Origin of the sequence: Natronococcus occultus SP4 (assembly GCF_000328685.1) — an archaeon.
Lineage (GTDB): Archaea > Halobacteriota > Halobacteria > Halobacteriales > Natrialbaceae > Natronococcus > Natronococcus occultus.
Genome location: NC_019974.1, coordinates 2,590,860 through 2,615,995, shown reverse-complemented (window position 1 = coordinate 2,615,995; position 25,136 = coordinate 2,590,860). Strand labels below are relative to the sequence as shown.

The 25,136-nt window shown below is 67.7% G+C and carries 28 protein-coding genes and 1 tRNA gene; 13 read left to right on the top strand and 16 right to left on the bottom strand.

The genetic code is table 11. The annotated features are described in order from the left end of the window. The first annotated feature begins 59 nt into the window (after positions 1-59). Positions 60-2,312 carry a S8 family serine peptidase gene (locus NATOC_RS13055; RefSeq protein WP_015321920.1) on the top strand — a complete coding sequence of 751 codons (2,253 nt, stop codon included), beginning with the start codon at positions 60-62 and terminating at the stop codon, positions 2,310-2,312. An 82-nt stretch (positions 2,313-2,394) separates the two neighbouring features. After that, a complete protein-coding gene (locus NATOC_RS13050) occupies positions 2,395-3,375 on the top strand; it encodes an isocitrate/isopropylmalate dehydrogenase family protein (protein WP_015321919.1) in 981 nt (326 codons plus the stop codon). 51 nt (positions 3,376-3,426) lie between these two features. On the opposite strand, the gene NATOC_RS13045 is transcribed toward NATOC_RS13050, so the two are convergent. Together NATOC_RS13045 and dph5 are read right to left on the bottom strand one after the other, a co-directional pair. Next, the gene (locus NATOC_RS13045; protein WP_015321918.1) at positions 3,427-5,316 is read right to left on the bottom strand and encodes a polysaccharide deacetylase family protein; all 1,890 of its coding nucleotides are present in this window, start codon (positions 5,314-5,316) and stop codon (positions 3,427-3,429) included. Between the two features lie 125 nt (positions 5,317-5,441). After that, the gene (gene dph5, locus NATOC_RS13040) at positions 5,442-6,215 is read right to left on the bottom strand and encodes a diphthine synthase (RefSeq protein WP_015321917.1); all 774 of its coding nucleotides are present in this window, start codon (positions 6,213-6,215) and stop codon (positions 5,442-5,444) included. A gap of 91 nt (positions 6,216-6,306) precedes the next feature. Between dph5 and NATOC_RS13035 the strand changes: the two genes are divergently transcribed. The 3 genes from NATOC_RS13035 (at position 6,307) to NATOC_RS13025 (ending at position 8,714) form a co-directional block, all read left to right on the top strand. Further along, complete coding sequence (locus tag NATOC_RS13035) at positions 6,307-7,335, top strand: class I SAM-dependent methyltransferase (RefSeq protein ID WP_015321916.1); 1,029 nt, start codon at positions 6,307-6,309, stop codon at positions 7,333-7,335. Positions 7,336-7,443: 108 nt separating this feature from the next. Further along, positions 7,444-7,517, top strand: a tRNA-Thr gene (locus NATOC_RS13030). 222 nt (positions 7,518-7,739) lie between these two features. After that, positions 7,740-8,714: a polysaccharide deacetylase family protein gene (locus NATOC_RS13025; protein WP_015321915.1), complete on the top strand. Its 975-nt coding sequence runs from the start codon at positions 7,740-7,742 to the stop codon at positions 8,712-8,714. Positions 8,715-8,813: 99 nt separating this feature from the next. Here the strand turns inward: NATOC_RS13025 and NATOC_RS13020 are convergent, their stop codons facing one another. From NATOC_RS13020 to NATOC_RS13000, 5 genes are all read right to left on the bottom strand, one after another. Beyond that, positions 8,814-9,089, bottom strand: a complete 276-nt coding sequence (locus tag NATOC_RS13020; RefSeq protein ID WP_015321914.1) for a hypothetical protein — start codon at positions 9,087-9,089, stop codon at positions 8,814-8,816. Positions 9,090-9,165: 76 nt separating this feature from the next. Next, positions 9,166-9,870, bottom strand: a complete 705-nt coding sequence (locus NATOC_RS13015) for an energy-coupling factor transporter transmembrane component T family protein (protein WP_015321913.1) — start codon at positions 9,868-9,870, stop codon at positions 9,166-9,168. After that, on the bottom strand, positions 9,864-10,598 hold the full coding sequence (locus NATOC_RS13010; RefSeq protein WP_015321912.1) for an energy-coupling factor ABC transporter ATP-binding protein: 735 nt from the start codon (positions 10,596-10,598) through the stop codon (positions 9,864-9,866). The genes NATOC_RS13015 and NATOC_RS13010 overlap by 7 nt, the downstream gene beginning before the upstream one ends. A 4-nt stretch (positions 10,599-10,602) precedes the next feature. Then, positions 10,603-11,190, bottom strand: coding sequence for a biotin transporter BioY (locus tag NATOC_RS13005; RefSeq protein ID WP_015321911.1), 588 nt, complete (start codon positions 11,188-11,190; stop codon positions 10,603-10,605). Positions 11,191-11,363: 173 nt separating this feature from the next. Beyond that, positions 11,364-11,654 carry a DUF7545 family protein gene (locus tag NATOC_RS13000; RefSeq protein WP_015321910.1) on the bottom strand — a complete coding sequence of 97 codons (291 nt, stop codon included), beginning with the start codon at positions 11,652-11,654 and terminating at the stop codon, positions 11,364-11,366. A 107-nt stretch (positions 11,655-11,761) separates the two neighbouring features. On the opposite strand from NATOC_RS13000, the gene NATOC_RS22385 reads away from it, so the two are divergent. Beyond that, positions 11,762-11,902, top strand: coding sequence for a DUF7557 family protein (locus NATOC_RS22385; protein WP_015321909.1), 141 nt, complete (start codon positions 11,762-11,764; stop codon positions 11,900-11,902). Positions 11,903-11,907: 5 nt separating this feature from the next. On the opposite strand, the gene NATOC_RS12995 is transcribed toward NATOC_RS22385, so the two are convergent. The 5 genes from NATOC_RS12995 to NATOC_RS12975 all read right to left on the bottom strand — a co-directional run bounded on the left by NATOC_RS12995 (position 11,908) and on the right by NATOC_RS12975 (position 15,658). After that, the gene (locus tag NATOC_RS12995) at positions 11,908-12,369 is read right to left on the bottom strand and encodes a DUF5799 family protein (RefSeq protein WP_015321908.1); all 462 of its coding nucleotides are present in this window, start codon (positions 12,367-12,369) and stop codon (positions 11,908-11,910) included. Positions 12,370-12,438: 69 nt separating this feature from the next. Next, a complete protein-coding gene (locus NATOC_RS12990) occupies positions 12,439-12,939 on the bottom strand; it encodes a gamma carbonic anhydrase family protein (RefSeq protein ID WP_015321907.1) in 501 nt (166 codons plus the stop codon). 378 nt (positions 12,940-13,317) lie between these two features. Beyond that, entirely contained in the window at positions 13,318-14,367 is a 1,050-nt protein-coding gene (locus tag NATOC_RS12985) for a ComEC/Rec2 family competence protein (protein WP_015321906.1), read from the bottom strand. A gap of 42 nt (positions 14,368-14,409) precedes the next feature. Further along, on the bottom strand, positions 14,410-14,805 hold the full coding sequence (locus NATOC_RS12980) for an OsmC family protein (RefSeq protein WP_015321905.1): 396 nt from the start codon (positions 14,803-14,805) through the stop codon (positions 14,410-14,412). A 124-nt stretch (positions 14,806-14,929) separates the two neighbouring features. Next, positions 14,930-15,658, bottom strand: a complete 729-nt coding sequence (locus NATOC_RS12975; protein ID WP_015321904.1) for a metal-dependent hydrolase — start codon at positions 15,656-15,658, stop codon at positions 14,930-14,932. A gap of 187 nt (positions 15,659-15,845) precedes the next feature. On the opposite strand from NATOC_RS12975, the gene NATOC_RS12970 reads away from it, so the two are divergent. The 4 genes from NATOC_RS12970 to NATOC_RS12955 all read left to right on the top strand — a co-directional run bounded on the left by NATOC_RS12970 (position 15,846) and on the right by NATOC_RS12955 (position 19,401). Next, positions 15,846-16,109 (top strand): hypothetical protein, encoded by a 264-nt coding sequence (locus NATOC_RS12970; protein ID WP_015321903.1) that lies wholly within the window; start codon positions 15,846-15,848, stop codon positions 16,107-16,109. A 101-nt stretch (positions 16,110-16,210) separates the two neighbouring features. After that, entirely contained in the window at positions 16,211-18,334 is a 2,124-nt protein-coding gene (locus NATOC_RS12965; RefSeq protein WP_015321902.1) for a DHH family phosphoesterase, read from the top strand. Positions 18,335-18,418: 84 nt separating this feature from the next. Beyond that, a complete protein-coding gene (locus NATOC_RS12960; protein WP_015321901.1) occupies positions 18,419-18,850 on the top strand; it encodes an SHOCT domain-containing protein in 432 nt (143 codons plus the stop codon). Positions 18,851-18,888: 38 nt separating this feature from the next. Then, complete coding sequence (locus tag NATOC_RS12955; RefSeq protein WP_015321900.1) at positions 18,889-19,401, top strand: DUF411 domain-containing protein; 513 nt, start codon at positions 18,889-18,891, stop codon at positions 19,399-19,401. Positions 19,402-19,487: 86 nt separating this feature from the next. On the opposite strand, the gene NATOC_RS12950 is transcribed toward NATOC_RS12955, so the two are convergent. Continuing rightward, positions 19,488-19,925 carry a hypothetical protein gene (locus NATOC_RS12950; RefSeq protein ID WP_015321899.1) on the bottom strand — a complete coding sequence of 146 codons (438 nt, stop codon included), beginning with the start codon at positions 19,923-19,925 and terminating at the stop codon, positions 19,488-19,490. 102 nt (positions 19,926-20,027) lie between these two features. Between NATOC_RS12950 and NATOC_RS12945 the strand changes: the two genes are divergently transcribed. Both NATOC_RS12945 and NATOC_RS12940 read left to right on the top strand, forming a co-directional pair. After that, positions 20,028-21,734 (top strand): tRNA uridine(34) 5-carboxymethylaminomethyl modification radical SAM/GNAT enzyme Elp3, encoded by a 1,707-nt coding sequence (locus NATOC_RS12945; RefSeq protein WP_015321898.1) that lies wholly within the window; start codon positions 20,028-20,030, stop codon positions 21,732-21,734. A gap of 184 nt (positions 21,735-21,918) precedes the next feature. Continuing rightward, positions 21,919-22,422 carry a universal stress protein gene (locus tag NATOC_RS12940; RefSeq protein ID WP_015321897.1) on the top strand — a complete coding sequence of 168 codons (504 nt, stop codon included), beginning with the start codon at positions 21,919-21,921 and terminating at the stop codon, positions 22,420-22,422. On the opposite strand, the gene NATOC_RS12935 is transcribed toward NATOC_RS12940, so the two are convergent. Continuing rightward, positions 22,419-23,357 carry a biotin--[acetyl-CoA-carboxylase] ligase gene (locus tag NATOC_RS12935; protein ID WP_015321896.1) on the bottom strand — a complete coding sequence of 313 codons (939 nt, stop codon included), beginning with the start codon at positions 23,355-23,357 and terminating at the stop codon, positions 22,419-22,421. The two genes, NATOC_RS12940 and NATOC_RS12935, sit on opposite strands and share 4 nt — an antisense overlap. Positions 23,358-23,493: 136 nt before the next feature. Between NATOC_RS12935 and NATOC_RS22380 the strand changes: the two genes are divergently transcribed. After that, the gene (locus NATOC_RS22380) at positions 23,494-23,664 is read left to right on the top strand and encodes a hypothetical protein (RefSeq protein ID WP_015321895.1); all 171 of its coding nucleotides are present in this window, start codon (positions 23,494-23,496) and stop codon (positions 23,662-23,664) included. Positions 23,665-23,735: 71 nt separating this feature from the next. On the opposite strand, the gene NATOC_RS12930 is transcribed toward NATOC_RS22380, so the two are convergent. Both NATOC_RS12930 and NATOC_RS12925 read right to left on the bottom strand, forming a co-directional pair. Then, complete coding sequence (locus tag NATOC_RS12930; RefSeq protein WP_015321894.1) at positions 23,736-24,716, bottom strand: tyrosine--tRNA ligase; 981 nt, start codon at positions 24,714-24,716, stop codon at positions 23,736-23,738. A 64-nt stretch (positions 24,717-24,780) separates the two neighbouring features. Next, entirely contained in the window at positions 24,781-25,059 is a 279-nt protein-coding gene (locus NATOC_RS12925) for a HalOD1 output domain-containing protein (RefSeq protein ID WP_015321893.1), read from the bottom strand. Between the last annotated feature and the right edge of the window lie 77 nt (positions 25,060-25,136).

Below are 25,136 nucleotides of genomic sequence, written 5' to 3'. Positions count from 1 at the left end.
CGCCACCCCATATCTTTCGTCCGATCATATTTAGTATATTGAACGTATATGGTGCAGTAATGTTCCGGGGTCCGGTAGCCGACCGTCTCGCGGGCCGCGTCGGAGCTGCGGCGCTCGCGGTCGTGCTGGTCCTCGGGCTGTTCTCGGGCGTCGCGGTCGGCGCGCCCGGTGTCACCGCCGAGACAGGTCTCGAGGACGCCGAAACGGCGGCTGCGCCGATCGACCCCGCGCTCGAGGACGCTGACGGGGAGGTCTCCGTCCTCGTCCATCTCGACTCGCCGGCCGTCGACGCTGGCGAGGACCTCACGGCCCGGAAGGCCGCTGCCGAGGCGAGCCACGAGCGGTTCGCCCGATCGCTCGGCGACGGCAACGCCGTCACCGTCGAGCGGGAGTTCTGGCTCACGGCCGCCGTCCTCGTGACGGTCGATACGGACCGAATCGATCTCGAGACGATCGCCCGCACTGACGGGGTAACCGCGATCGACGCCGATCGGCCGGTCTCGGGAGCGAGCGATCGGGTCGTCGACGACGCCGACGCGGACGTCGACGGACAGGCCGACGAATCCGACGGTCCCGCGACCGGGCTCGAGCAGATGAACGCCCCCGACGCCTGGGAGACCTACGGGACGAGAGGCGAGGGGACGTCCGTCGCCGTTCTCGATTCGGGCGTCGACGGCGACCACCCGGATCTCGAGGTCGACGAGTGGAACGACTTCGGCGACGCCCCTTCGCCCGAACCGATCGCGTACGACGATCACGGCACGCACGTCTCCGGGCTCGTCGCCGGAGGCAACGAGAGCGGTACCCGGATCGGCGTCGCGCCCGACGTCGACCTCTACCACGGCGCCGTCATGACCGACTGCAACAGCGGCGAGAACTGCGTCGGCTACGAGCGCGACATCATCGCGGGACTCGAGTGGGCCGTCGAGAGCGGCGCCGACGTCGTCGTGTTGAGCCTTGGCGTCGACGGCTACGACACCGGGCTGCTCGACGCGATCGAGAACGCCAACGACGCCGGAACCCCCGTCGTCAGCTCGATCGGCAACCAGGGCGCGGAAACGTCGACCTCGCCGGGGAACCTCCCCGAGACGACCAGCGTCGGTGCGGTCGATCGATCGAATACCGTCCCCGAGTTCTCGAGCAGCGAGACGATCGACACGAGCGAAACCTGGGGGGAAGCGGCGCCCGAGCGCTGGCCCGGATCGTACACAGTTCCGACCCTCGCCGCGCCCGGCGTCGACGTCACGAGCACGGCCCCCGGTGGCGGTTACGAGGTCAAGAGTGGCACCAGCATGGCCGCCCCCGCCGCAGCCGGCGCAGCCGCGCTCGTCCAGTCGGCGACCGACCGGACCCTCGATGCCGCGGAGCTCGAGGACGTACTGGTCGAGACCGCGGTCGACGCCGACGGCGACCGCGGCGGACACGGGGTCGTCGACGTCGCGGCGGCGATCGAACGGGCCGGGGAGTACGCGACGGTCGAGGGAACCGCCGTCGACGAGGTCACTGGCGAACCGATCGCGGACGCGACCGTCACCGCTACCGCCGACGGCGACAGCCGCGAGACGACGACCGACGCCGACGGCGAGTTCGAACTCGGGGGGCTCGAAGCCGACCGGGAGTACGAGCTCGTCGCCGAGCGCGCCGGCTACGAGCGGACGTCCGCGACGGCGTCGGTACGCGCGGACGATTCGGTTACGGCCGATCTCTCGCTCGCCGGCAGCGGAACCATCGACGTCACACTCACGAACGAGCGGTTCGACACGGCGATCGAGGACGGGACGGTGGCTGTGACGGGAGCGACCGGGACGTACCCGGCCGAGCGAACCGACGACGGCGACTACCGGATCGACGGCGTTCCCGTGGACGAGGAGTACGTCCTCGAGGCGAACGCGCCCGGGTACGACGACCGCGAGCGGACGATCGACGTCTCGGACTCGACGATCGCCGAACCGATCGCGCTGGAGGGCGACGCGACCCTCGAGATCGCCGTCGAGAACGCGGACGGGACGCCCGTCGAGGACGCCACCGTCGAGATCGAGCGGGCCGGCGCGACGTTCGAACCGTCAGAGCGAACGGCCGCGGACGGCACACTTGCGGTCACAGTTCCAGGCGCAGGCGAGTCGTACGCGGTCGCGGCCTCGGGGGCGGGGCTCGAGCGAACGACTGCCGAGACGGGCTCGATCGGGGATGGAGCCACCGCGTCCGTGACCGTCGCGCCCGCCGAGCGCGGTCCGGGGGCACCGAACCCCCTCGTTCTCGCCGCGATCGGCGTCCTCGTCGCGGTCGGCGCAGCTCGGCTCGTCCGCTCCTGAACCGCCCGCGAGTTCGCTCCGCAGACGGGCAGTTCTCGTGGTATTCGATACCCTCTTTTTCCCCGGCCAGCGAGAGTTCCTCATGACTCACGAGATCGCCGTCGTGCCCGGTGACGGAATCGGGCAGGAGGTCACACCCGCAGCGGTCGACGTACTGGACGCCCTCGACATCGACTTCGAGTTCACCGAGGCCGAAGCCGGCGACGCGGTCGCCGAGGAGACCGGCGAGCCGCTTCCCGAGGACACCTACGACCTCGCCGCGTCGGCCGACGCGACGCTGTTCGGCGCGGCCGGCGAGACGGCCGCAGACGTCATCCTGCCGCTTCGGGAGGCGGTCGACTCGTTCGTCAACGTCCGTCCCGCAACCGCGTATCCGGGCGTCGACGCCGTCCGCCCCGAGACGGACCTGGTCTTCCTCCGGGAGAACACCGAGGGCGTCTACGCAGGCCACGAGGACCGGCTCACCGATGACGTCGCGACTCTCACCCGCGTGACGACGGAGACGGCCTCCCGGCGGCTCGCGGAGTTCGCCTGCGAGTACGTCCAGGACGGCGACCACGACGGGTTCACGATCGCTCACAAGGCCAACGTGATGCGCGAGACCGACGGGCTCTTCCGCGAGACTGTCGCCGAGGTCGCCGACGAGAACGGCGTCGCGACCGACGAGGTGTTGATGGACGCGTTCGCGACCCGGGTCTGTCTCGACCCGACGCAGTTCGACGTCGTCGTCTGTCCGAACCTCGCCGGGGACGTCCTCTCGGATCTCGCCGCGGGGCTGGTCGGCGGGCTCGGGCTGCTCCCCTCCGCGAACGTCGGCCCCGATCGGGCGCTGTTCGAACCCGTCCACGGCACCGCCCCCGACATCGCCGGCGACGGCGTCGCGAACCCGGCCGCGGCGATCCTCTCGGCCGCGATGTTGCTCGAGTATCTCGAGTACGACGACGAGGCGGCGTCGGTCCGTACCGCCGTCGAGACGACCCTCGAAGACGGCCCGCGAACGGGCGACCTCGGTGGCGACGCAGAGACGGCGGACGTGACGAACGCGATCATCGAACGGCTGTAACCGTCGTCGCTTTTCCGAAAAGACGTCTACGCTCCGAGCCGACGAAACGGGTCAGGCCGAGTCGGCGCTGAGCGTCCACTCGCCGTCGGCTTCGATGTCGATCCAGACCGTTCCGCCCGCCGCATAGGATCGCGAGCTGTCGAACGACCCCGTCTGGTCGACGAGCTGTTCGTACCCCCCGTCGGCGTCGTAACCGGTGACGACGAACTCGCCGTCCCCGTCGTGAGTCGGCGAGAGCGAGACGTCGTCGGGTGCCCAGAGCGGACCGACGAACGAAGAGCCGTTACCGGAGCGCTCGATCGGAAGCTCCTCGAGGTCCTCGCCGTGGATCTCCGGCTGGGAGAGGTCGACGAGCCAGTCGCCGTCGGCTCCGATCTCCAGCTGGTAGCTGCCGCCGTCGACTGGGAGGATCGATTCGCCGGCGGTCTGGCCTGCAGTCGTCGTAAGCTCTTCCCCGTCGAGTTCGACGACGAACTCGTCGTCGCCATCGTGAGAGAAGCTCGCGACGGCGACCCCTTCGTCGAGTTGGACTGTCTCCGTCGTCGAGTCGTCACCCTCGAACTCGTAGGAGTGACCCGCCTCGAGGATCGTCCCTTCGGGGCGGTCGTCGCTCACGTCGTCGTCGGTTTCGCGCTCGTACTCGTCGTCGACGAGGTCGGAGGGCGTGATCACGTCGAGACCGCGGTGTTCGATGTGGTTGAGGAGGTGTTCGAACTCGTCGAGGCTCATCTCGCCTCCCTCCGGCTCGTCCGTGTCGACGATCCGTTGCATGCGCAACACGGTGAGCTGGTTGTACTGGTCGGCGAGGTTGATGTGCCGGCGCACGCCCTCATGAAGCGAGGGCCCCCAGACGTGGGGGATCATGTGTCGCTCCGTCGGCGGCATCGTGCTCGGGCAGGAGCCGAACAGGAACGCCGTCTCGTGGAGCTCTCTGACGACCTCGTAGGTCTCCTCGCTCATCCGATCGCCGGGGACGAGCAGGTGGCGCGCGCCGTCCTCGAACCCCTGTTGTTCGAGCATGTCTTTCGCGTTCTCGAGGACGGTCCGCTGTCGGTCCTGTGGCGAGTCCGAGAGCGCCGTCGTCGTCGTCGGGTTCGAACAGATGTCCCAGCCTCGGTCCTGCAGCTCCTGGAGCTGCGTGGCGTCCATCCGACCGCTCTCGCCGATCGCCTCGGGCGCGAGCGGGACCGCGGCCGACCAGCCACGCTCCTCGAGCATCTCCGCGGCGATCTCGTACTGGGACTCGTAGCCGCCGTGGAACAGGAGGATCGCCTTCCCGTTGTCGACGGAGTCGACCTTGCGCAGGTCGTCGACGGCCATCTTGATCGGCCGCCCGTCGTTGGTCGCGAGGATGTTGATCGCGGTGACGTTCGTCAGGTCGGGCTCGTCGGACGGTTTGTGCTCGTAGCCGCAGTCGAGCCGGAACCAGCCGGTAAACTCGTCTGGAACTGTGCGGACAGTCGTGAGTCGGCTCTCCCGTCCCGGGGCGACGAACTCGACGACGATCCGGTTGGCCGACTCCGGCTTCGCGGCGAACGAAACGTCGCTCTCGGTGAGATCGATCGCCTCCGAGAAGTAGACGGTGAGGCCGGCCTCCTCGCCGTCCTCGTCCTCGACGACGGCGGCCTGCGATCCGCGCCGCGGGTCCTCGGACGACATCGAGAGTTCGCCGGAGCGTCGACTCGGCTCCTCCTCGAAGTCCGCCAGCAGCTCCCCGTCGTCGATCGCGGGCCATAGCGTCTCGCCTCCGCCGTCCCCACCGTCGTCGCCGTTTTCGTCTCCGTTCCCACCGTTCTCGGAGCCGTCGCCGTTCCCATCGTCGCCGTTTTCCTCGTCGGAAAGGACGTCCGTACAGCCGGCGAGCGTCGCCGACGTTGCACCGACGGCGGCCAGCAGCCGCCGCCTGGACGACCCGTATCCGGTGTTGCTACCGTTATCCATGTGTGATCGTGATTTTCCGCATAGACATACTTGTTAATAGAGGTACTAAAGGTTCCTCCAGCGGAGACCGTCCCCGAGACCGACCGCTCCGGAGTCGTTTATCCGGTCGCTAATACCGACCGACGCTAGACGATATCGAGGACGTCCCTGTCGGCGTCGGCCAGCTCGACGAGCGCGTCGGCCTCAAGGAGGTGACACTCGCCGGGGACGACCAGCAGGTGTAACGGATCGCCGAACGACCGCTCGGCGAGCTCGGACATCGTCCCCGCGGCGACGAGGGGGTCCGGACTTCCAGCGCGCGCGACGACGACGCCGACGAGGTCGGGATAGACCTCGGCGAGGAGTTCGGCGCCGACGTCGGCGCTCATGTACTCGTCTCGTTCAGCCTTAATATCCAGATAAACCACGGTGTGGAGCCCGTCTGCCCGGTTCGCGTCGATCGTCTTCGTGACGCTCGCAGGCAGGCCGTCGGCGCCGTGGGCGTAGGGAAACGGCAGCGTCGTCGCCTTCCCGAACCGGTAGTTCTGCAGCCCCGTCAGCGAACTGGCGGCCGTCTGGGCGGTGATGCCGTGGATCACCCGCGTCTCGATCCCACGGTCGTGGGCCCGCAGCCGGAGGTCAACGTGGGTCGTCGAGATCATCGTGTCGCCCGCGGTCAGGAAGGCGACGTCTTCACTCTCTGCGGCCGTGAGCACGTCGTCGGGCTCCTGTTCGACGCCCGCCCGATCCCGGACCTCGATCGAGACGTCATGTGCGTCCTCGAGCTCCTCGACGGTCGTTCCGAGCAGCTTGCTGGTGTAGAACTCGGCGTAGGCGCGGTCGGCCGCCCGCAGCGCCTCGCGGCCCTCGACGGTGATCGAGCGCTCGTCGTAGAGTCCGAGCCCGATGAAGGTGAGCATAGCCGCCGGTAGCGCGAGCGGCCGTTATAACCTTTCGAGTCCGGCGGCGGGAAGCGTCAGCGTTAGGAGCCGCGGGCGGCGAGTGGACGGCATGGAGGTGCCGTGTGTCCGCGTCGAGCGCGAGGACGGAGAGCGAACGCGAGCGACCCTCGCCGAGGCGGACCTCATCGACGATGACTACGAGATCACCGTCGCGGACGGCTGGCTCTACGTTCCAGTGACCGATCCCGACGGGGTGCCCGACGAGTACGTCCTCGTCGAGCGGGCCGTCGACGAGCGCCGGACCCAGACGACCCCCGCCGAGCTGCTCGAGTTCGAGCCGTCCTACGAGCGCCTCGGTCGGGCCGCCCTGCTCGACGAGGACGACCCCGACCGCGCGCGAGCGATCGCGGAAGCGATCCTCGAGTCGGATCTCCCGGTCGAGACGGTGCTGAACAAGGCCTCGAAGGTCAAAGGCGAGACGCGGGTTCGGGACTGGGAGCTGCTGGCGGGGGCGGGCACTGAGGTCGTCCACCGCGAGTACGGCTGCGAGTTCGCGCTGGACCTCGCCGAGGTGTACTTCTCACCGCGGCTCGCGACCGAGCGCCACCGGGTCGCCGAGCAGGTCAGAAGCGAGGAGTCACGCTCCTCGGAACGCGCGAGACAGGGTCCGGGAGCGTCGGCGGAGCGGGCGTTCGACATGTTCGCGGGCGTCGGCCCGTTCGTGATTCCCTTCGCGAAACGCGGTGCCGACTGCGTCGGCGTCGACGTCAACGAGACCGCGGTCGAGTATCTCCGCGAGAACGCGCGACGAAACGACGTCGCCGACCGGGTGACCGCGATCCGCGACGACGTCCGCGAGGTCGCGTCCGAGTACGAGGACTGGGCCGACCGCCTGGTGATGAACCTTCCCCATAGCGCCGACGAATTCCTCGCGTCGGCGGTGACGATCGCGGGCGAGGACTGTACGCTTCACTACTACGATATCCAGCACGAGGACGACCCGTTCGGTCCCGGCGAGCGCGCGATCCGCGAGGCGGCCGAACCCGAGTACGAGGTGACCGTCGAGACCCGACACACGGTCCGCTCGTACGCCCCCCACGAGCTGAACGTCTGTCTGGACGTGCGACTCGAGCGCTGAGCTAGACCGACGTCCTCGGTCCGTGACGTAGTGCCACGACCGCGACGATTCGCAATCCTTATGCCGGCTATCGCCCCTACGAATAAACGCACTCGAGAACGTGCCAGTGCCGGTGTAGCTCAGACTGGCAGAGCGAATCCTTCGTAAGGATTAGGTCGAGGGTTCAAATCCCTCCACCGGCTTACTTTCTGCGACGAACGGTACGCGAGGACGGGCCGAGAGGACGTTCCGGACGGGACGACGGGAAGCGAAGCGCGCAGCGTTCCCGTGCTCACCGCGACCGTTTTTCCGAGGACGTGAACCCGAGAACGAACGTCGACGTGACCGGAGGACGAACGGAGACGAGAGCCGGAAAGAACCACTGAAGTGACAGTCCCTCAAACGTAACCGACGAGAGGGACTGCATGCACCGACGAAACGTTCTGGCGATGGCGGCCACTGGCGCTGTCGGGGGGATCGCCACGTCGTACGGCGGTGTCCGACGAACGGACGATCACAACGCAATCCTGGGCAGTGAGGGACTGGTCGTCTTCACGTACGACGACAGCCCGATCGAAGACTACACGCTCACGTACCAGGTTCACCAGGAGTACGACGTGCCCGGCTGCGTCGCGGCCTGTCCCGGCTGGATGGAGGACGACACGGACTTCCTCGATCCCGATCAGCTCGCCGAGATGGACGAGGACGGCTGGGGCGTCCTCTCGCATACGTACCGCCACCGTGCACTCGGCTACGTCAATCTCAACCAGACGGCCGCGGAGGGCGACGAGCGGGTCTACGTGGACGTCCACCGCCACGGCGATATCGCGGAGGATCCGCTCGCGATCTTCGACGAGGAAAACCGGGTTTCGGCGACCGTCGCCGGACAGGGCACCGATTCGGGTGGCGACTACATCGAACTCGAAGAACCCCTCGACGGAACGGTCGACTCGTCCGGAGTCGTCCGACACCCCGCGGCGTTCATCCGGGATCGCCTCGAGAAGACCGACGAGCGACTCGAGTCGTGGGGGTTCGACGTGACGGGGTTCGTCTACCCGTACGGTCGGTACCACGGCGTCGCCGAGGAGATCGTTCGGGAGCACTACGGGGCGGTCGCGAACCACCGTTACGGTGGCGGTCACAACGAGCTCCCCGGCCAGGATCCGACGGCGATGCGACGGCGATACATCGAGACCGACAGGGCGGACGAGGACGAGATCGACGCGTTCATGCAAACCGCGGCGGCGGAAGACGTCCTCGCGATCGTCGGCGGCCACTCCCAGTACGATACCCTCACCGAGGACCGCATCCGGTACACCATCGAGGCGGCGCTTGAACGCGATCTCGCGATCGTCACGATCGAGGAGGCGCTGGAGGCTCTCGGCCCCCGGATCGGATGAGCTGCCGAACGCTCTCGGCAGTCGGACGGAGGCAACGGTCGCGAAAACGGGACCGATAGCGCGACGAGATCCGGATGGACCGCTCGAACGCTGCGTCGCTCAGCGGGTTCGCTGCGCCGCGTACTCCTCCTGGGTAATCTTCTCGAGGGCGTCGGACGGGAGACAGCACAGGTCGCTGCGGCGCTTCGGGAGCACGCCGTCCATCACGGCCCCGCTCGCGTAGTCGACGGACCACTCGAGGTCGACCAGTGAGACGTCGCTGGTCTCGAGGACTCGCCCGACGGCGCTTCCGGAGTCGGGGTCGAGCTCTCGTCTAATTGCGTCGGGAAGCTGTTCGGAACGGACGCGAACCATGTCACCGGGGCGCAGCTCCATTCACCTACTCCATCGCTCCGAGACGGGTTAATGATTCCGGCCCACCCAATACTCCGTCAGGTGGCGTTCGATCGGTTCACAGAAACGCCGTCAGCGCCAGCACGAGGGCGATCCCCAGCGCGGGAACGTCTCGCCGCGAGAACGCGAGCTCGGGTAGCGTCGGATTCCACGAGAAACATCTGGCCCGCAGTGCGAGCGCGAGCCGGTCAGCTCGGCGAAACGTCCGTGAGAGCCCGTTCATCCCGATCGTCGTCGCACGCTCGCGGGCGCTCCGTTCGGTACCGAGCCGCGCGGCCATCGCCTCCCGGATCGTCCGCAGATCCGATCGCACGACGGGCAGGAAGCGGAACACGAGCGCAACGCCGACGCCGAGCAGCTGGCCGGGCTTTCCCGGAACCGTCCGCTGGATCGCCGCCCGCGAGTCCCGGACCGGCGTGGTCCGGACGTAGACGGCACTGACGAGCAGGATGAGCAACACCCGGTAGCTCGCCAGCGCGGTGACCAGCCCTGCCTCGAGGTCGATCCACGGTGGACCGAGCGTCGCAGCCGCGACGAGGGGGCCGACCGCGAGGATCACCAGCGCGAACCGGTAGGCGTACAGCGTTCGAAGCGGTCGCACCCGCCCGAGGACGAGGGTGGCGAGCGTGAACGCGGTGAGTCCGGCCAGCGCCCGCGGCGTCGTGTGTGCGAGGGCGGTCGCCGCGAACCCGATCTGGATCGCGAGCTTGGCCCTGGGATCGAGGACGTGGAGGACCGTGTCACCGGGTTCGTAGGTCAGCATCGGCTATCGGCCCGTTCCCGGGTTCGTGTTCGGGGCACTCGAACCGGATACCCCTCGAGGGAGTCGACGGCGCGTTCGGGCGGATCGTCGACGACGATCCGGCCGTCGGCCATCGCGAGGACGCGGTCGGCAAGCCCCAGCACGTCCCGGAGGTCGTGAGTCGCGAGCAATACGCCGGTTCCGTCGGCGGCCAGCGCCTCGAGCCGATCGAGGACGGATCGGCGCGCGGGCTCGTCCAGTCCGGTAAAGGGTTCGTCGAGCACCAGGTGAGTGGGTTCCATCGCGAGCGCACCCGCGATGGCGACGCGGGACTGCTCGCCCCCCGAGAGCGTCTCGATGCGGTCGTCGGCACGTCCGCGCAGGTTCACCGCCTCGAGCGCGTTCTCGACGCGACGGTCGATCTCGCCACGCTCGAGGCCGAGGTTCTCCGGGCCGAACGCGACGTCGTCGCCGACGGTCGCGGCGACGAACTGGTCGCGAGGGTGTTGAAACACCATCCCGACGCTCGTGCGCGCGGCGATCGGATCCGTGGCGACGTCGACGCCGTCGACCGTCACCGACCCCTCGTCGGGGGTCAGGAGACCGTTGCAGTGTCGCAGCAGTGTCGTCTTCCCGCTCCCGTTGGCGCCCGCGAGGACGACGAACTGTCCATCGGGGATCGAGCGGGAGACGTCCTCGAGGATCGGGACGTCCTCGAAGCCAAAGGAGACGGACTGGAACTCGATCATGTGATCAGGCGTCGAGCGTGTCGATCCGTCCGCTCTCGACGATCGCGACCGCGGCGACGATCTTCAGCACCTCGCCGGGAATAAACGGCAGGGCGCCGACGGTAACCGCCTCCCAGAGCTCGAGTTCGAGCAGCCACGCCATGTAGCCGACGCCCATCGCGTAGATCAGGGCCGTCGCGGCGACGAGCGCGGCGACGACGACGGGCGTCGAGACCGCAGCGGGATCGCGCAGGTCGGTACCGCGGTGGACGATTAGCCCGATCAGGGCCGCGGCCAGGGGGTACGACCAGAGGTAGCCGGCCGAGTCCCCGACGAGGACGCCGAGTCCGCCGTTCATCCCGGCGAACACCGGAAGTCCGATCCCGCCGGCGACGAGGTACAGCAGTATCGAGGCTGGGCCCCAGACGGGGCCGAGCAACAGCCCCGCCAGGAAGACGAACAGGACCTGCAGCGTGATCGGTGCCGGTGAGAACGGGATCGGGATCGCGATCGGTGCCACCGCCCCCAGTAGCGTCGCCAGCAGCGCCGCACGGGCGAACGCGCCGACGACGTCGGCGTCGACGAGGTCGACGTCGCTTCGTTTGGTTGCCATACGTCGCGACTCTCCGTAAACCGTGATTAAAACTTCGGTTTACGGGGCGTCGACGGGCGGGACGCTACGGGTCGAATCGTCGCGGACGCGAGCGGCGGAGCGCGTCGGTCGGGACTGTGCCGTTCTCGAGCGTCGAAGCGCGTCGGAGCCGCGAGAAGGAGCGGTGCTGGCCGTTAGTGCTGGTGGCCGGTCGCTTCGGCGAAGGTCTGTCCGAACCGCTCCTCGAACAGTTCCATGATCCGCTCCTCCTGGGCCTCGAGCTCCGGATCCGTCCCCTCGCCGTGGTGGACGATGTGGTGGGCCCGGCTGGCAAACGAGAGGAGGGTGATGTCGCCGATGGTCTCGGCGGAGTCCTGTCCGCCCTCGGCGAGCAGGTCGACGAGTCCGGACGGCAGCGTGATCTCGTCAGTCGCGTCGTCGTCGGTCGAAATCGTGATCGTGGTCGTGTCGACGTCGTCGGTCATACCCCGACGGAAGGGGGGCGCACCTAAAGGTGCTGTGGCTCGTCGAGATATGTAGTGTGGTATCGACTCCCGCGGCGCTTTTGCTCCTCGGCGACGAACCTGGGAGTATGCCTACCGTCGAACTCGAGGAGGTGACGATCGAACGGCTGGACGGATTGCGCATCGAGGACGCGTCCTACGACGAGCTCGTCACGGAGCGGATCAGCATCGACGAGGCAAGCGAGTACACGCTCTTTTACGCGGGCTGAGGACCTCAGCCGTCGGCTGCGGCCTGTCGGACCGACTCCCAGCGTCCCTTCGACTCGAGTTGGGTCTGGAGCTGTTCGGCGTACTCCTGGGTGAGCTGTTCGGCCGCCCGGAGCTTCTCCGCTCGGTCGTCGCCGCCGTCCTCCCCGAGCCCGAGTGCTCCGAGGATCGAATCGAGGACGCCGCCCGAGGAGCTCGAGGCGCCACCGCCCCCACCCTGGCCGCCCATCGCGCCCATCTGCTGGTCGACGTTCTCGAGTTCGGGGATGATCTGGTCGACCTTCTCGGTGTTGGCGACGATCCGGGCCTGCTCGGGATCGTCGGCGTCCTCGATCTCGAACTCCGTAGCCGTCATGATCAGGCTCCACTGCTGGCTCGAGAACCGCGAGTCCTGGACGCGCTGTGAGAACTCCTGATCGACGGTCATCCGTTCGCCGACGATCCGATCCGTCCACGAGGTGTCACTCATGGCCGTCGATTGCGCGGGTGCGCGTATCAGCGTTTCCCTCGGCGACCCGTCGGTTCTCGCGGTATCGAGTTAGTCGAGCCGTTCCGACCCCTCGGCGTGGCGACGAGCGAGCTCGACGTACCGATCGGCCGTCGCCTCGAGCTGTGGGTCGTCGACCTCGGCTTTCGGTTCGGCGGGCGCGCCCGCGACCAGCGTCGCGGGTTCGACTACCGTTCCCTCCGTGACGACGCTGCCGGCTGCGACGACACTGCCCTCGCCGATCCGGGCGCCGTCGAGGACGACGGCGTTCATCCCGACCAGCGCGCGCTCCCCGACGGTTGCGTCGTGGACGATCGCGCTGTGGCCGACGGTGGCGTAAGGTTCGAGCTCGGCGTCCTCGTGGAGGACGGCGTTGTCCTGGACGTTCGCGCCCTCGCCGACGACGATCCGTCCGTGATCGCCACGGAGGGTGACGTTCGGCCAGACGCTGGCGTCGTCCTCGACGACGACGTCACCGATGACGACCGCGCTTTCGTCGACACGGGCCGAGTCGGCGACCTGCGGTTCCGTCCCTTCGAACGAGCGAAGCATGGCGGCTACCTCTCGTGATCGACGCTTGAATCTACCGTCCGCTCGGTCCGTTCGACACCGCTGTCGTATAAATACCAACGTGTGTTGGCAGTAGCACTAATGCAGTAACCCTCCTATCCAGAAGTAGGCAGTGGACGGACATACCCCAATGTATCCGTAGCCCGCTGCCGTGCATCGAAGGCCCCATCTTCGAGTCAGGAAGTCTACCCCGCTTCCGTTCCCCGAAGACCCCACCTTCGACGTGGAGGGTTCGACCCCGCTTCCGTTCACCCCAAGACAGTCACCGTGATCAGGGGGGGTCAGACCCCGCTTCCGTTCTGCGGCTTCCTTCCCTTTCCGCTCGCTTCGAACAGCGACGCGAGCGTCGATCACCGTAACTCACGGCGCGCTCGCGGGAACGCCGACGAGCGCCCGGTCCGTGACGCTCCCGACCGACGGGCCCACCGCGGCCGCCTCGGCGTCGGGTTCGTGCTCGCGCAGCTCCGCCGGATCCGTCGTCGCCTCGCGCTCGGCCTCGACACTCGCCTCCTCCCCGTCGGTCGTTACGACGACGTGGCCGTGAACGCCCGTCCAGTAGGTTTCGACGCCGCGGTCGGCGAACGACTCGAGGACGTCGTCGTGGGGATGGCCGTACTGGGAGTCCTCGGCGCTCGAGATCACCGCGACCCGCGGCTCGACGGCATCGAGAAACGGCTCGGTCGAGGACGTCGACGAGCCGTGGTGGCCGGCCTGATAGACGTCGGCTCCGAGCTCCTCGCCCCGGTCCTCGACCAGCCGCCGCTCGGCGTCCCGTTCGGCGTCGCCGGTCGTCAGATACGTGAACTCGCCGAACTCCACCGAGAGGGTGACACTGTTGTAGTGGAGGTCGTCGCCCGACTCGCCGGCGGGCGGGTTCAGCACCGTCGCGCCGACGGCGTCGTCCTCGAGCGGGAGCTCGTCGCCCTCGGCGACCTGAAACAGCGTGACCTCGTGGCTCTCGACGGCTTCGAGGTAGCGTTCGTAGGTCGCGCTCGTGTGGACGACCCCCGAGTCGTAGGCCGCGCCGACGCCGTCCCGGTGTGTCTCGAAGTGGTCGATGACCGCGGCGTGACCGCCGATGTGATCGGCGTGGGCGTGGGTCGCCACGAGGTGGTCGATCCGATCGACGCCCCGCTCCTCGAGGTAGTCGATGACGTCCTCGCTGTCGTCACGCCAGTCGCCGGTGTCGATCAGGATCGTCTCACCCGACGGCGCCACGAGGAGAGTCGCGTCGGCCTGGCCGACGTCGAGATGGTGGATCTCGAGCTCCCCGGTCGGCGCGTCGGGCTCGGTCGCTTCCTCTTCCCCGTCCGCACCGTCGTCGCCGATACAGCCCCCCAGCAGGAGGACGGCGACCACGGCGACGACGAGCAACGTCTGTCGCGCGCGAGAATCGAACCGGCCCGTCACTATATACGTTCCCAGCGGTCAGTGAAAAAGTAGTTCTCGGTTCTAGAAGGCGCCGCCCTCGAAGTCGGTGTCGGCGTGGAGCTCCGATTTCAGCGCGTCGTGAACCTTACAGAGCTCGAACGCCCGGTCGATGACCTCCTGGCCGGTGTCGTCGTCGACGTCGGCCTCGACGCGGATGTCGAAGTAGACCGACTCGAGCTTGTCGTCGTCGTTGAGCTCGCCCGTCGACTCGATCTCGATCCGACCGAGGTCGCCGGCGTCGCGCTGCTGGCCCCCGACGCGAAGCGCTGGCACGTAACAGGAAGCATACGCCGCCAGCAGGCTCTCGAGGGTGTCCGGCGCGTCCTCGCCCTCGGCGTCGATCGTCGTCTCGAACTCGCCGATCTCGTTCGTCGCGCTGAACCCCTCCTCGGAGACGGTGGTAACTTGTTTCGACATCGCAGTCGGGACAACCACAGCGGGAGCCGTAAACGTTGTTCTCGCGGTCAACATCGTCCGGTTCGAGAACCGGAACGCGGAGCGCGCGCTCGGACGGCTCAGAACGTCGCGATTCCGGCTCGGATCAGGCCTCGAGCTCGAACGGCTCGTCGGCCTCGAGGACGTGGACCTCGGCGTCGCTGCCGGTCCCCGCGACCTCGCTCTCGAACTGCTCGGGATCCTGCTCGATCGGCGGGAACGTGTCGTAGTGCTGGGGGAACGCGTGGTCGACGTCGAGCCAGTCGACGGCGACGGCGGCCTGCCAGGGCCCCATCGTGAAGTGGTCGCCCATCGGCACCGCGGCGGCGTCGGGCTCGAGGTAGGGACCGACGACCTCGCGCATCTCGGTCATCAGCGAGGTGTCGCCCGCGTGGTAGAACGTCGTCGACTCCTCGTCGCTGACCTGGGTCGGTTTCGTATCCGAGATCACGAAGCCGGCGGGCATCCCCGCGTCGACGTCGTACTCGGTCATGATCCCGTTGGTGTGGTCGGCCCGGACCATCGTGACGAACGCGTCGTCACACTCGACGGTCCCACCGAGGTTCATCCCCATCCCGCCGACGGCGTCCTCGAACCCGAACTCCTCCTCGCAGTAGGAGACGAGCTCGGGAGTCGCGACCAGCGTCGCGTCGCTGAACTCGCCCGCGTCGGCGATGTGGTCGGCGTGGCCGTGCGTGAGCAGTACGTAGTCCGGTTCGTCGACGTCCGACGGCTCGAGCTCCGTCTTCGGGTTGTCGAAGAACGGGTCGATCAGCAGGTCGGTGTCGCCGACGGTGACGTGCCACGTCGAGTGACCGTGCCAGGTGAGTTCCATAGCAGGCCAACGGTTGGTCGGAGATCGTCTTAAAAGTGACCGCATGAACTCTCTCGGGACGCTCCCGGCGCGACGAGCGGTTTTGGTGGGAGCCGGGACTGACGTACAGCAATCCGTCCGAGCCGACGAGCCGGCAACCCGCGAGCCGATGCCGTGGCGTTTTTTGTCCGGACCTCATACGACGGGTATGCTCTCGCTTTCGCTCGAGGAGTTCATGGTCGAACTGAACGAGGGATCGATCAAAAACGTCGGTCCGAAGAACAAGTCCGCGACCGTCAAGCTGTTCGACGTCGAGGACGCCAAGGCCCGCGAGTTCGGCGACAAACGAGTCAAACTCGTCTTCGAGGACGACGACGGCAACGAGGTCCAGGTGTCGCTGTTCCCCGAGGACGTCCGCAAGATCGTCGAGGATGTCGAGGCCCTTGAGGATGATTCCCCCGTCTTCGAGTAAACGACGGTCGATCACAGGGTAGTTCCGGGCGCGGATTGCACGGTACCGCCGCGAACGCATTCCGACAACCGTTTTAGGGCGAAACTGCTTGGTTCGTGTAGATGGGTAACTGTATCATCTGCGGTACGTCTGTCGACGGCGAGATCTGCGAGAGTCATCAGGAGGACGCGGTCTTCGAGTTCCGCGGCACCGAACCCTCGCAGCTCACACCCGGTCGCTACTACCGGGGAACCGTCGACGGCTACGCCGATTTCGGCGTGTTCGTCGACATCGGCGACCACGTCACCGGTCTGTTGCACAGAAGCGAACTGGACAAGCGACTCGAGAGTCTCGACTGGGAGCCCGGGGACGGGGTGTTCGTCCAGGTGCTCGACGTTCGGGACAACGGGAACGTCGATCTGGGCTGGTCGATCCGCCAGCGCGAACGCGAGTTCCGCGGCCACCTGATCGAGACGGCCGACGACGAGTTCCTCCCCGAGGACGACGAGGCTGACGAGGCCGACGCAGCGTCCGAGCCCGAGTCCGAACCGGAACCCGAACCCGAACACGACTCCCAGCCCAGCGCGAGCGCCGACGACACCGGTCCGAGCGACGAGGCGAGCCCGTCGACGGGCGGCGCCGAGACGGTCGCCGCCGAGAGCGGTTCCGTCGCGGCCGAGTCATCGACGGTCTCGACGCCGGCGACCGACGACGCCGCCGACGCCGAGCCCGAGTCCGAGCCCGCGCTCAAGCGAACGACGGTCGACGCGATCGGCAACCAGGTCGGAAGCGTCGTCCGTCTCGAGGGCGAGATCACCGGCGTCCGCCAGACCTCCGGACCGACGGTCTTCGAGCTGCGCGACGAGACCGGCACCGTCGAATGTGCGGCCTTCGAGGAGGCCGGCGTCCGGGCCTACCCCGACGTCGAGGTCGAGGACGTCGTCGCCCTCGAGGGCGAGATCGAGCGCCACCACGGCGATCTGCAGGTCGAGACCGAGACGCTCGACGTCCTCGAGGACGAGGCCCGCGAGACCGTCGTCGACCGCCTCGAGAGCGCGATCGAGCGCGAGGCCCGTCCCGCCGACGTCGCTCCGCTCGCCGACCACGACGCGGTCGCGGTCGTCGAGGACGAGATCGGCGACGCCGCGACGGCGATCCGGCGTGCGATCATGGAGGCCCGTCCCGTCGTCGTTCGCCACGCCGCGACCGCCGACGGCTACGTCGCCGGCGCCGCCATCGAGCGCGCCGCGTTGCCGCTGATCCGCGAGAAACACACCCGCGAGGACGCCGAGTACCACTACTTCGAGCGCCGACCGCTCGAGGGTCGGGTGTACGACATGGACGCCGCGACCGACGACGTCACCTCGATGCTCGAGGCCCGCGACCGACACGACGAGCAGCTGCCGCTGGTCGTGCTGGTCGGTGCCGGCTCGACCGTCGAGTCCGCCGACGGCTACGAGCTGCTCTCACTGTACGGCGCCGAGGCGCTGGTCGTCGACGACAGCCGCGCTGACGAGGAGATCGTCGACGCGGTGACCGCCGCCGTCGCGCCCTCGCTCGCCGGCGCCGACGTCGCCGACCTGACCTCGACCGCCCTCGCCGCGAACGTCGCCGCCCACGTCAACGACGACGTCCGCGACGACCTCGAGCACCTGCCGGCGGTCAGCTACTGGGAGGGGGCTCCAGAGACCTACCTCGAACTCGCGACCGAGGCCGGATACGACGAAACCGACGTCTCCGAGCGACGCGAGGCCGTCGCGCTGGAAGCGTTCTACCAGAGCTACAAGGACAAACGAGAGCTCATCGCCGACCTGCTGTTCGACGGCAACGCCGATCTCGCGGCCCACGTCTCCGAGCAGTTCCGCGACAAGCTCGAGACGGAACTCGAGACCGCCCGCGAGAACCGTACGACTCGGGAGGTCGACGGGCTGACCGTGACGGTGCTCGACACCGACGCGTTCACCCACCGCTACGACTTCCCGACGACGATCCTGCTGCTTGACGCGCTCCACCGCCGCGAGCGCGAGGAGTCCGCCGCGACGCTCGGTATCGGCGAGGACGAACTCCACGTCCGCACGACCGAGCGGATCGACGTCCGCGACCTCGGACACGCGGTCGCCGAGCGCGTTCCGAACGGCGGCGTCACGGTCGTCGGTGGCCGGGACGGCCACATCGAGTTCCTGCCCGGCGAACGCGACGCCGTTCACGAGGCCGCGCTCGAGGCCCTCGCCGAGACGCTCGCCTAATCGCGTCCTTCTCCGCTGTCCGCGACTCGATCAGCGGCGCCGCCGGTCAGAAACGCATTTGGCAGTCGCTATCACACGTAGCGTATGGGCACCGACCCGAGGACGCGGCTCCGCGAGAACGCCACGGAGGTGACGGCGACACTCGTGACCGGGATCTGGCTCGCCGCGATGTTCACCGGCCAGGGGTGGTGGCTCGCGGCGCTGCTCTTCGGGTATATCGTCGTCGTGCCGATGGTCGCGTTGCTGTTTGGCGACGAGGACGACGTCCGGGAGTGGTGGACGGAAGACGAGATCGACCCCGAGACCCTCGAGGAGCCGGACGACGAGGAGCCGTCGGCCACCGACGCCCTCGAACGGCTTCGCGATCGCTACGCCGCGGGCGAGCTGACCGACGAGCAGTTCGAGCGCAAGCTCGATCGCCTGCTCGAAACCGAGACCCTCGAGGACGCCGACCGCTGGCGACGCGAACGGCAAAACGAGCGATCCGAGGACCTCGAGTTCGAGACGCGGGACTGAGCGGACGATATATGAGAGCGCGCTCGCTAGCGGCGCACATGGGTATCTCACGACGGTGGCTGTGTTCGACGGGTGCGGCGCTCGCGGTCGGCGGGCTCGCCGGCTGTTTCGGCGACTCAGAGGTGGACGGTGGGGAGTCGGCCGACGGGAGCGACGAGTGGACGTGGTCGGGCTCGCTCCCGGTCGAGCACGTCGTCCAGCACCACGACCCCGACTGTGGCTGCTGCGAGGCGTACGTCGACTACCTCGACGACCACGGGTTCGACGTCGAGGTCAACGAGACCGACGACCTCGAGGGTGTCAAACGCGAGCTGTCGGTTCCCGAGGACGCCTGGAGCTGCCACACGATCGAGTTCGGCGACTACCTCGTGGAGGGACACGTCCCCCTCGAGGCCGTCGAGGAACTGTTCGCGGACGAACCGGACGTTCTCGGCATCGCGGCGCCGGGGATGCCCCAGCACTCTCCGGGGATGGGGCCGCCCGGCGACGGACCGCTGTCGATCGCCGCGTTCGAGAAATCGGGAGCCGTCTTCGAGTACGTCGAGGTCTGAGGCGGGTCGCCGTTCGTCAGTTCCGACACGGCTACACCCCGAACGCGGACCCGCCGGGACGCGGGGACGGCGGCCGTCTGAGCCGCTCACTCCTCCCGGGGTGGGTCGTTCGCTTCGGCCCGCTTGACGTCCTCGAGCAGGTTCGTGATCGTCAGTTCGAGCTCCCGGCGCACCGTTTTCGCGCCGAGTCGATCGAGGACGAACGACCAGATCGAGTCGAACGTGTACCGGGCCGTCGCCGTGACGCGTGTCTCCTCGCCGTCCTCGACGGTGAGCCGCGAGTAGCGTTCCGCGAACATCTCGCCGTCGACGAAGCGGTACTCGTACCCGTCCTCGAGCGCCGAAAACTGCACCGTCATCTCGGATCCGTCGATCGCGACCGTGGCTTCGGCCCCGTCGTCGGTCGGCTCGCAGGCTCGAACCTCGTAGACGTCCGCGTACTCGAGGATCGAACGCGGCGTCAGTCGCTCACGGAGTTGCTCGGCCGGCGGCTCGACGGTGTACGAGAGCTCGATCTCGCGCATTCAGGCTACCGTTGCGGGCGAGCGGTCAAAGCCGTACTGCTCCCGAGCGGAAGAGTAGCGAGTCCGACACGCTTATTCACGCTCCGGGACCAACTCCGTATAGTGAGTACCGAGACGCCCGAACCGACCGAAACCGACGCGTTCGAGAAGGTTTGCGAGACGCTCGTCGAGCGGATCCTCGACGGCGAGATCGACCGCGACGAGGTCGAAAAGGCCAAACTCGAGGCGTGTTCGGAACACTCGGCGCCGAAGGTGCCGAAAAACTCCGAGCTGCTTGATCACGCGCCCCAGGAGTACCGCGAGGATCTGGAGGCGGTGCTCCAGCGCAAACCGGTCCGGACCGCCTCGGGCGTCTCCCCGGTCGCGATCATGACCTCGCCCGAGCGGTGTCCCCACGGGAAGTGTCTCTACTGTCCCGGCGGCCCCGACTCGGAGTTCTCGAGCTCCCAGAGCTACACGGGCGAGGAGCCCGCGGCGGCGCGGGGCGTCCAGAACGACTACGACCCCTACGGCCAGGTGACCCTGCGGCTCGAACAGCTCCGGGAGATCGGTCACCCGGTCGACAAGGTCGAGCTGATCCTGATGGGCGGGACGATGACCGCCCGCAGTCACGACTACCAGGAGTGGTTCGTCAAACGCGCCCTGGAGGCGATGAACGACTACGACGTCGACAAGGAGCCCGAACCTGCCGAGGGCGTCAGCTTCGCGGAGGATCCCGAGGAGTACGAGTTCAAGTACCTCGAGGACGTCATCGCGGAAAACGAGACGAACGAGATCAGGAACATCGGGACGACCTTCGAGACCAAGCCCGACTGGTGTGACCCCGAGCAGATCGATCGGATGCTCGAGCTGGGCGGGACGAAAGTCGAGGTCGGCGTCCAGACGACCTACGAGCGGATCAACCGCGAGATGCACCGCGGCCACGGCGCCCAGGCGTCGATCGACGCCAACCGCCGGCTCCGGAACGCGGGGTTCAAGGTCGGTTTCCACATGATGCCGGGCCAGCCGGGGATGAGCAAGGAGATGTGTCTCGAGGACTTCCGCCGGCTGTTCGAGCAGGAACAGTGGAAGCCCGACTACCTAAAGATCTACCCGACCCTGATCGTTCGGGGGACCGCGACCTACGACTGGTGGCACAAGGGGGAGTTCGACCCGCTCGACAACGAGGAGGCCGCGGAGCTGGTCGCCGAGATCAAAGACATGATTCCCTGCTACACGCGCCTCCAGCGGGTCCAGCGAGACATCCCCGCGGACTTCATCGACGCCGGCGTCTGGAAGTCGAACCTGCGACAGCTCGCCCGGAAGCGGATGGACGAGCACGGCTGGTCCTGTGACTGTATCCGCTGTCGGGAGGCCGGCCACCACGACGAGGAGCCCGAGGACGTCGAGCTCGACGTAATGAGCTACGACGCCTGCGGCGGGACGGAGCAGTTCATCTCGTTCGAGGACTTCGAGAAGGATCTCCTGGTCGGGTTCTGTCGACTCCGATTCCCTCACGGCGACGGACCCGCGGACCGCACCGCGGCAGCCGCCGCGAACGGCGATCGACTCCGGCCGGAGCTCGAGAACGCCGCCCTCGTCCGCGAACTGCACGTTTACGGAAGCGAGGTCGCCATGGGCGACGAGGGCGAAACCGGACAGCACCAGCACAAGGGGTACGGCCGCCGGCTGATGGAGCGCGCCGAGGAACTCGCGGCCGACGCCGGCTACGACAAGATCAGCGTCATCTCCGGGATCGGCGCGCGGGAGTACTACCGGAACAAGCTGGGCTACCACCAGGACGGCCCCTACGTGAGCAAGCGACTCTGAGTTCTCCGTCCGCGTCGGTACCGTTTTTGCTCGTTCGCAGGTTCGTTCCCGAGCTGCGTCCTCGTCCGTCGCCTGCTCGGGCCGACTGACCCGTCTCGCGAGCGGCCTGTCAGTATTCGTGTGGGAATCGCTCGATACTACCACAACGTTATTACCGACGACGTATTATGCCACGTGGTAACAGATGTACGACTGCATTCTGGTCCCGACCGACGGCTCGCCGGAGGGCGAGCGCGCGCTCGAGTACGCCTTCGAGCTCGCGCGCACTCACGACGCGACGGTCAGGGCGATCTACGTCGCCAACGTCGCCAGCTACGGTGGGCTGCCGATGGAGACCGCCTGGGAAGGGATCGGCGAGGCGCTTCGCTCGGAGGGACAGGGTGCACTCGCGCGAGTCGAAGAGCTCGCTCCCCCGGACGTCGAGGTCGAGACGGAGATCCACGAGGGGTCGCCGAGCCAGGTGATCGTCCGCGAGGCGACCCCCGATAGCTGCGATCTCGTGGTCATGGGCACCCACGGCCGCGGCGGGATCGACCGACTGCTTCTGGGCAGCGTCGCCGAACGGGTCGTCAGACAGTCGCCGATACCCGTGCTGACGGTTCGACTCGGCGAGGACGGGACGGACGCCGACACCGAGCGCCAGCCCGAGACCGCGGAGGGCGAGACCCCCGAACCCTCCGACGTCTAGCGCGGCCGCAGGTGCTCGCAGTCGCCGGCCGAGACCGTCTCCCGGCCGTCATCGGTCTCGACGACCAGCGCCCCGCTCTCGGTGACGTCGACGGCCTCGCCGACGAGTTCGTCGGTTGGGCGCTCGACCCGGACGCGCTGGCCAAGCGTCAGCGCCAGCTCGCGCCAGGCCGGAACGACGTCCTCGAGATCGGTCCGGAAGCGGTCGAACTCCTCGAGCAGTCGCTGGACGAACGCGCGCCGGTCGACGTCGCCCGCCTCGGCGCGGATCGAGGTCGCCTCCGGCGGGAGGGCGTCGGCGTCGACGTTGGCGTTGACCCCGATCCCGACGACGAGCCACGCGATCCGGTCAGTTTCGCCCTCCATCTCCGTGAGAATCCCCGCCAGCTTGCGGTATCCCCCGTCGTCGCCGACGGGAACGACGACGTCGTTGGGCCACTTGATCCGGGCATCGACGCCGGCCTCCCGGGCCGCCCGCGCGGTCGCGACCGAGGCCGCGAGCGTGTACAGCGGCGCCCGGGCCGGGGCGACCGACGGGCGGGTGACGAGGCTCAGCCAGACCCCGCCCGAGGGAGCCGTCCACGCACGCTCGAGCCGTCCTCGGCCGCCGGTCTGTTCGTCGGCGAGGACGCCGACGTCGCTGGCTCCGTCAGTTGCCAGCTCCCGGGCGCGGTCGTTGGTGCTGCCGATCGCGTCGTGGTACTCGATCGAAAAGGGTGCCTCGAGCCCGTACTCGACCGCGGGGCCGTTGTAGGCGGTGACAGCGGTCAGTTCGTACCCCGACGTCCCGCCCTCGATCTCGAAGCCGGCCTCGCGCAGCGCGTCGATCTGCTTCCAGACGGCCGCCCGCGAGATGTCGAGTTCCTCGGCGATCTCGGGGCCCGATACGGGGCCGTCGCCGATCGCCTCGAGGATCGCTCGCCGCGTCTCGTTCATACCGGAGGTGGGCGGCGATCGCACTTGAATCGGCTGGATCGGCTCCCGTCCTGACCGGTCGCTCGTCCGTCCGATCCGGAGGTTTTTGTGGCCCGCTCTCGGAGCGTCGAATACATGAGGTGAGTTAGCACGACACATGAAAATCGGTACGCGCTGTACGACCTGCGGCACGCGGCCCGACGAGAGCGAGATCACGACCTGTGAGACGTGTGGGCGCGGGGTCCACGAGCCTTGCGAGGAGTACGAAACGAGCTTCGAGTGTCAGTACTGCGGCGACGAGCCGTGGATCGGTGCGGTCGAGTTCTGACCCGAGCGGGATCGTCGCGACGGCTGTTCCGCTCGGCGTCTGCTGAACCGAGGATCCAGCACCGCTGGGTCTCAGCTTCGCAGTTCGCGAAGCTTCTCGCGGCCCGGCGCGATCAGCTCGTCGAGGTAGCTCGCGAGGGTGCCCTTCGCGTCGGCGGGGTGGAGCTCGCCGGACTCGAGGTCCGCGGCGAGAGTCTCGTACTCCTCGTAGGTCAGATCCCCGCCGTACTTCTCGGGGCGCTCGACGATGACCTCATCGAAGCGCGGGAAGACGTGGTACTCGAACAGCTCGAGGACGGGGTTCTCGAGGTCGCCCTCCGGATCGCGCGTGGGCGGGCAAAAGGCCGAGTTGACCTTCTCCTCGATGTCTTCTGTCGAGTCCTCCATCGAGATCGTGACGCCCTCGCTCGAGGACATCTTCCCTTCGCCACTGGTGAGGTCAGCGACGATCGGCGTGTGCAGACAGGGACGGGCCTCGTACTCCAGTTCGGGAAGCTCCTCGCGGGCGAGCATGTGGACCTTGCGCTGGTCCAAGCCGCCGACGGCCAGATCCAGATCGAGGTACTCGATGTCCAGGGCCTGCATTAGCGGGTAGACGAGGTGACTGACCTTCGCGGTCTCCCCGCTCTGTAGCTCGGCCATCGCGCGCTGGGCGCGGTTCATCGTCGTCGAGAGCTCGAGCTCGTGGAGGTCGAGGGTGTACTCCTCGTCGAGCTGGAACTCCGAACCGTAGACGAACTCGGTGTTTTCCTCCTCGAGGCCGTAGGCGGTAAACTGTGCCTGCATCTGTTCTGCGGTCTCGCGGATCTCCTCGAAGCTGCCCTTCCCGTTGAGGTAGGCGTGGACGTCCGCGAGCAGTACGACGACCTCCATCCCGGCGTTCTGGAGGTCGATCAGCTTGTTGGCCGTCAACAGGTGTCCCAGGTGGAGCACGCCGGAGGGTTCGTAGCCGACGTAGACGCGCTTGCCCGCGGGATCCTCCGCGAGTTCGCGCACCTCCTCGTCGGTTACGACCTCGTCGGCGTTTCGCGTGATCAACTCGTAGGCGTCCATCTCTATCTCATCGCACCCGGCGAACGGTTTTATAGTAACCGACCCGCGGTTGCGACGCGGCCGATCAGCCCTCGGCGCGAGTTACCGTCGTCGTCCCGTCCTGGCGAACCCGGAACCGGTACTCCTGGTAGGTAAACTCGACCGCGGCGTCGGCGCTCGCTCGCGGGGGCGACGAGAAGAGACTCGAGAGCAACTCGTCGACGCTGTAGTACACCGGCGGCAGATCGGTGGGATCCCGACCCTCGAACTCGGCGACGATCTCGGGAATCTGGGCTGTCGGCTCCTCTCGATCGGTGTTGAGTGTTCGTCTGGTGATGACGTCTCCGTTATCTGTCGCGTTCATCTGAGTGTGCGGACTACCGACGGGTACCTTCGTAACGGTTCTACCGGCGTGTGCATACACGCCCGCCGGCCGTCGAT

Coding starts and splice junctions, on each gene's coding strand:
- NATOC_RS13005 (WP_015321911.1), bottom strand. CDS start 11,190: ATGGCAACCAAACGAAGCGACGTCGACCTCGTCGACGCCGACGTCGTC.
- NATOC_RS12965 (WP_015321902.1), top strand. CDS start 16,211: ATGGGTAACTGTATCATCTGCGGTACGTCTGTCGACGGCGAGATCTGC.
- NATOC_RS12960 (WP_015321901.1), top strand. CDS start 18,419: ATGGGCACCGACCCGAGGACGCGGCTCCGCGAGAACGCCACGGAGGTG.
- NATOC_RS12980 (WP_015321905.1), bottom strand. CDS start 14,805: ATGTCGAAACAAGTTACCACCGTCTCCGAGGAGGGGTTCAGCGCGACG.
- NATOC_RS13010 (WP_015321912.1), bottom strand. CDS start 10,598: ATGATCGAGTTCCAGTCCGTCTCCTTTGGCTTCGAGGACGTCCCGATC.
- NATOC_RS12935 (WP_015321896.1), bottom strand. CDS start 23,357: ATGAACGAGACGCGGCGAGCGATCCTCGAGGCGATCGGCGACGGCCCC.
- NATOC_RS12970 (WP_015321903.1), top strand. CDS start 15,846: ATGCTCTCGCTTTCGCTCGAGGAGTTCATGGTCGAACTGAACGAGGGA.
- NATOC_RS13055 (WP_015321920.1), top strand. CDS start 60: ATGTTCCGGGGTCCGGTAGCCGACCGTCTCGCGGGCCGCGTCGGAGCT.
- NATOC_RS12930 (WP_015321894.1), bottom strand. CDS start 24,716: ATGGACGCCTACGAGTTGATCACGCGAAACGCCGACGAGGTCGTAACC.
- NATOC_RS13025 (WP_015321915.1), top strand. CDS start 7,740: ATGCACCGACGAAACGTTCTGGCGATGGCGGCCACTGGCGCTGTCGGG.
- NATOC_RS22380 (WP_015321895.1), top strand. CDS start 23,494: ATGAAAATCGGTACGCGCTGTACGACCTGCGGCACGCGGCCCGACGAG.
- NATOC_RS12950 (WP_015321899.1), bottom strand. CDS start 19,925: ATGCGCGAGATCGAGCTCTCGTACACCGTCGAGCCGCCGGCCGAGCAA.
- NATOC_RS12995 (WP_015321908.1), bottom strand. CDS start 12,369: ATGAGTGACACCTCGTGGACGGATCGGATCGTCGGCGAACGGATGACC.
- NATOC_RS12955 (WP_015321900.1), top strand. CDS start 18,889: ATGGGTATCTCACGACGGTGGCTGTGTTCGACGGGTGCGGCGCTCGCG.
- NATOC_RS13020 (WP_015321914.1), bottom strand. CDS start 9,089: ATGGAGCTGCGCCCCGGTGACATGGTTCGCGTCCGTTCCGAACAGCTT.
- NATOC_RS13000 (WP_015321910.1), bottom strand. CDS start 11,654: ATGACCGACGACGTCGACACGACCACGATCACGATTTCGACCGACGAC.
- NATOC_RS12940 (WP_015321897.1), top strand. CDS start 21,919: ATGTACGACTGCATTCTGGTCCCGACCGACGGCTCGCCGGAGGGCGAG.
- NATOC_RS13045 (WP_015321918.1), bottom strand. CDS start 5,316: ATGGATAACGGTAGCAACACCGGATACGGGTCGTCCAGGCGGCGGCTG.
- NATOC_RS13035 (WP_015321916.1), top strand. CDS start 6,307: ATGGAGGTGCCGTGTGTCCGCGTCGAGCGCGAGGACGGAGAGCGAACG.
- NATOC_RS13050 (WP_015321919.1), top strand. CDS start 2,395: ATGACTCACGAGATCGCCGTCGTGCCCGGTGACGGAATCGGGCAGGAG.
- NATOC_RS12990 (WP_015321907.1), bottom strand. CDS start 12,939: ATGCTTCGCTCGTTCGAAGGGACGGAACCGCAGGTCGCCGACTCGGCC.
- NATOC_RS12925 (WP_015321893.1), bottom strand. CDS start 25,059: ATGAACGCGACAGATAACGGAGACGTCATCACCAGACGAACACTCAAC.
- NATOC_RS12975 (WP_015321904.1), bottom strand. CDS start 15,658: ATGGAACTCACCTGGCACGGTCACTCGACGTGGCACGTCACCGTCGGC.
- NATOC_RS22385 (WP_015321909.1), top strand. CDS start 11,762: ATGCCTACCGTCGAACTCGAGGAGGTGACGATCGAACGGCTGGACGGA.
- dph5 (WP_015321917.1), bottom strand. CDS start 6,215: ATGCTCACCTTCATCGGGCTCGGACTCTACGACGAGCGCTCGATCACC.
- NATOC_RS13015 (WP_015321913.1), bottom strand. CDS start 9,870: ATGCTGACCTACGAACCCGGTGACACGGTCCTCCACGTCCTCGATCCC.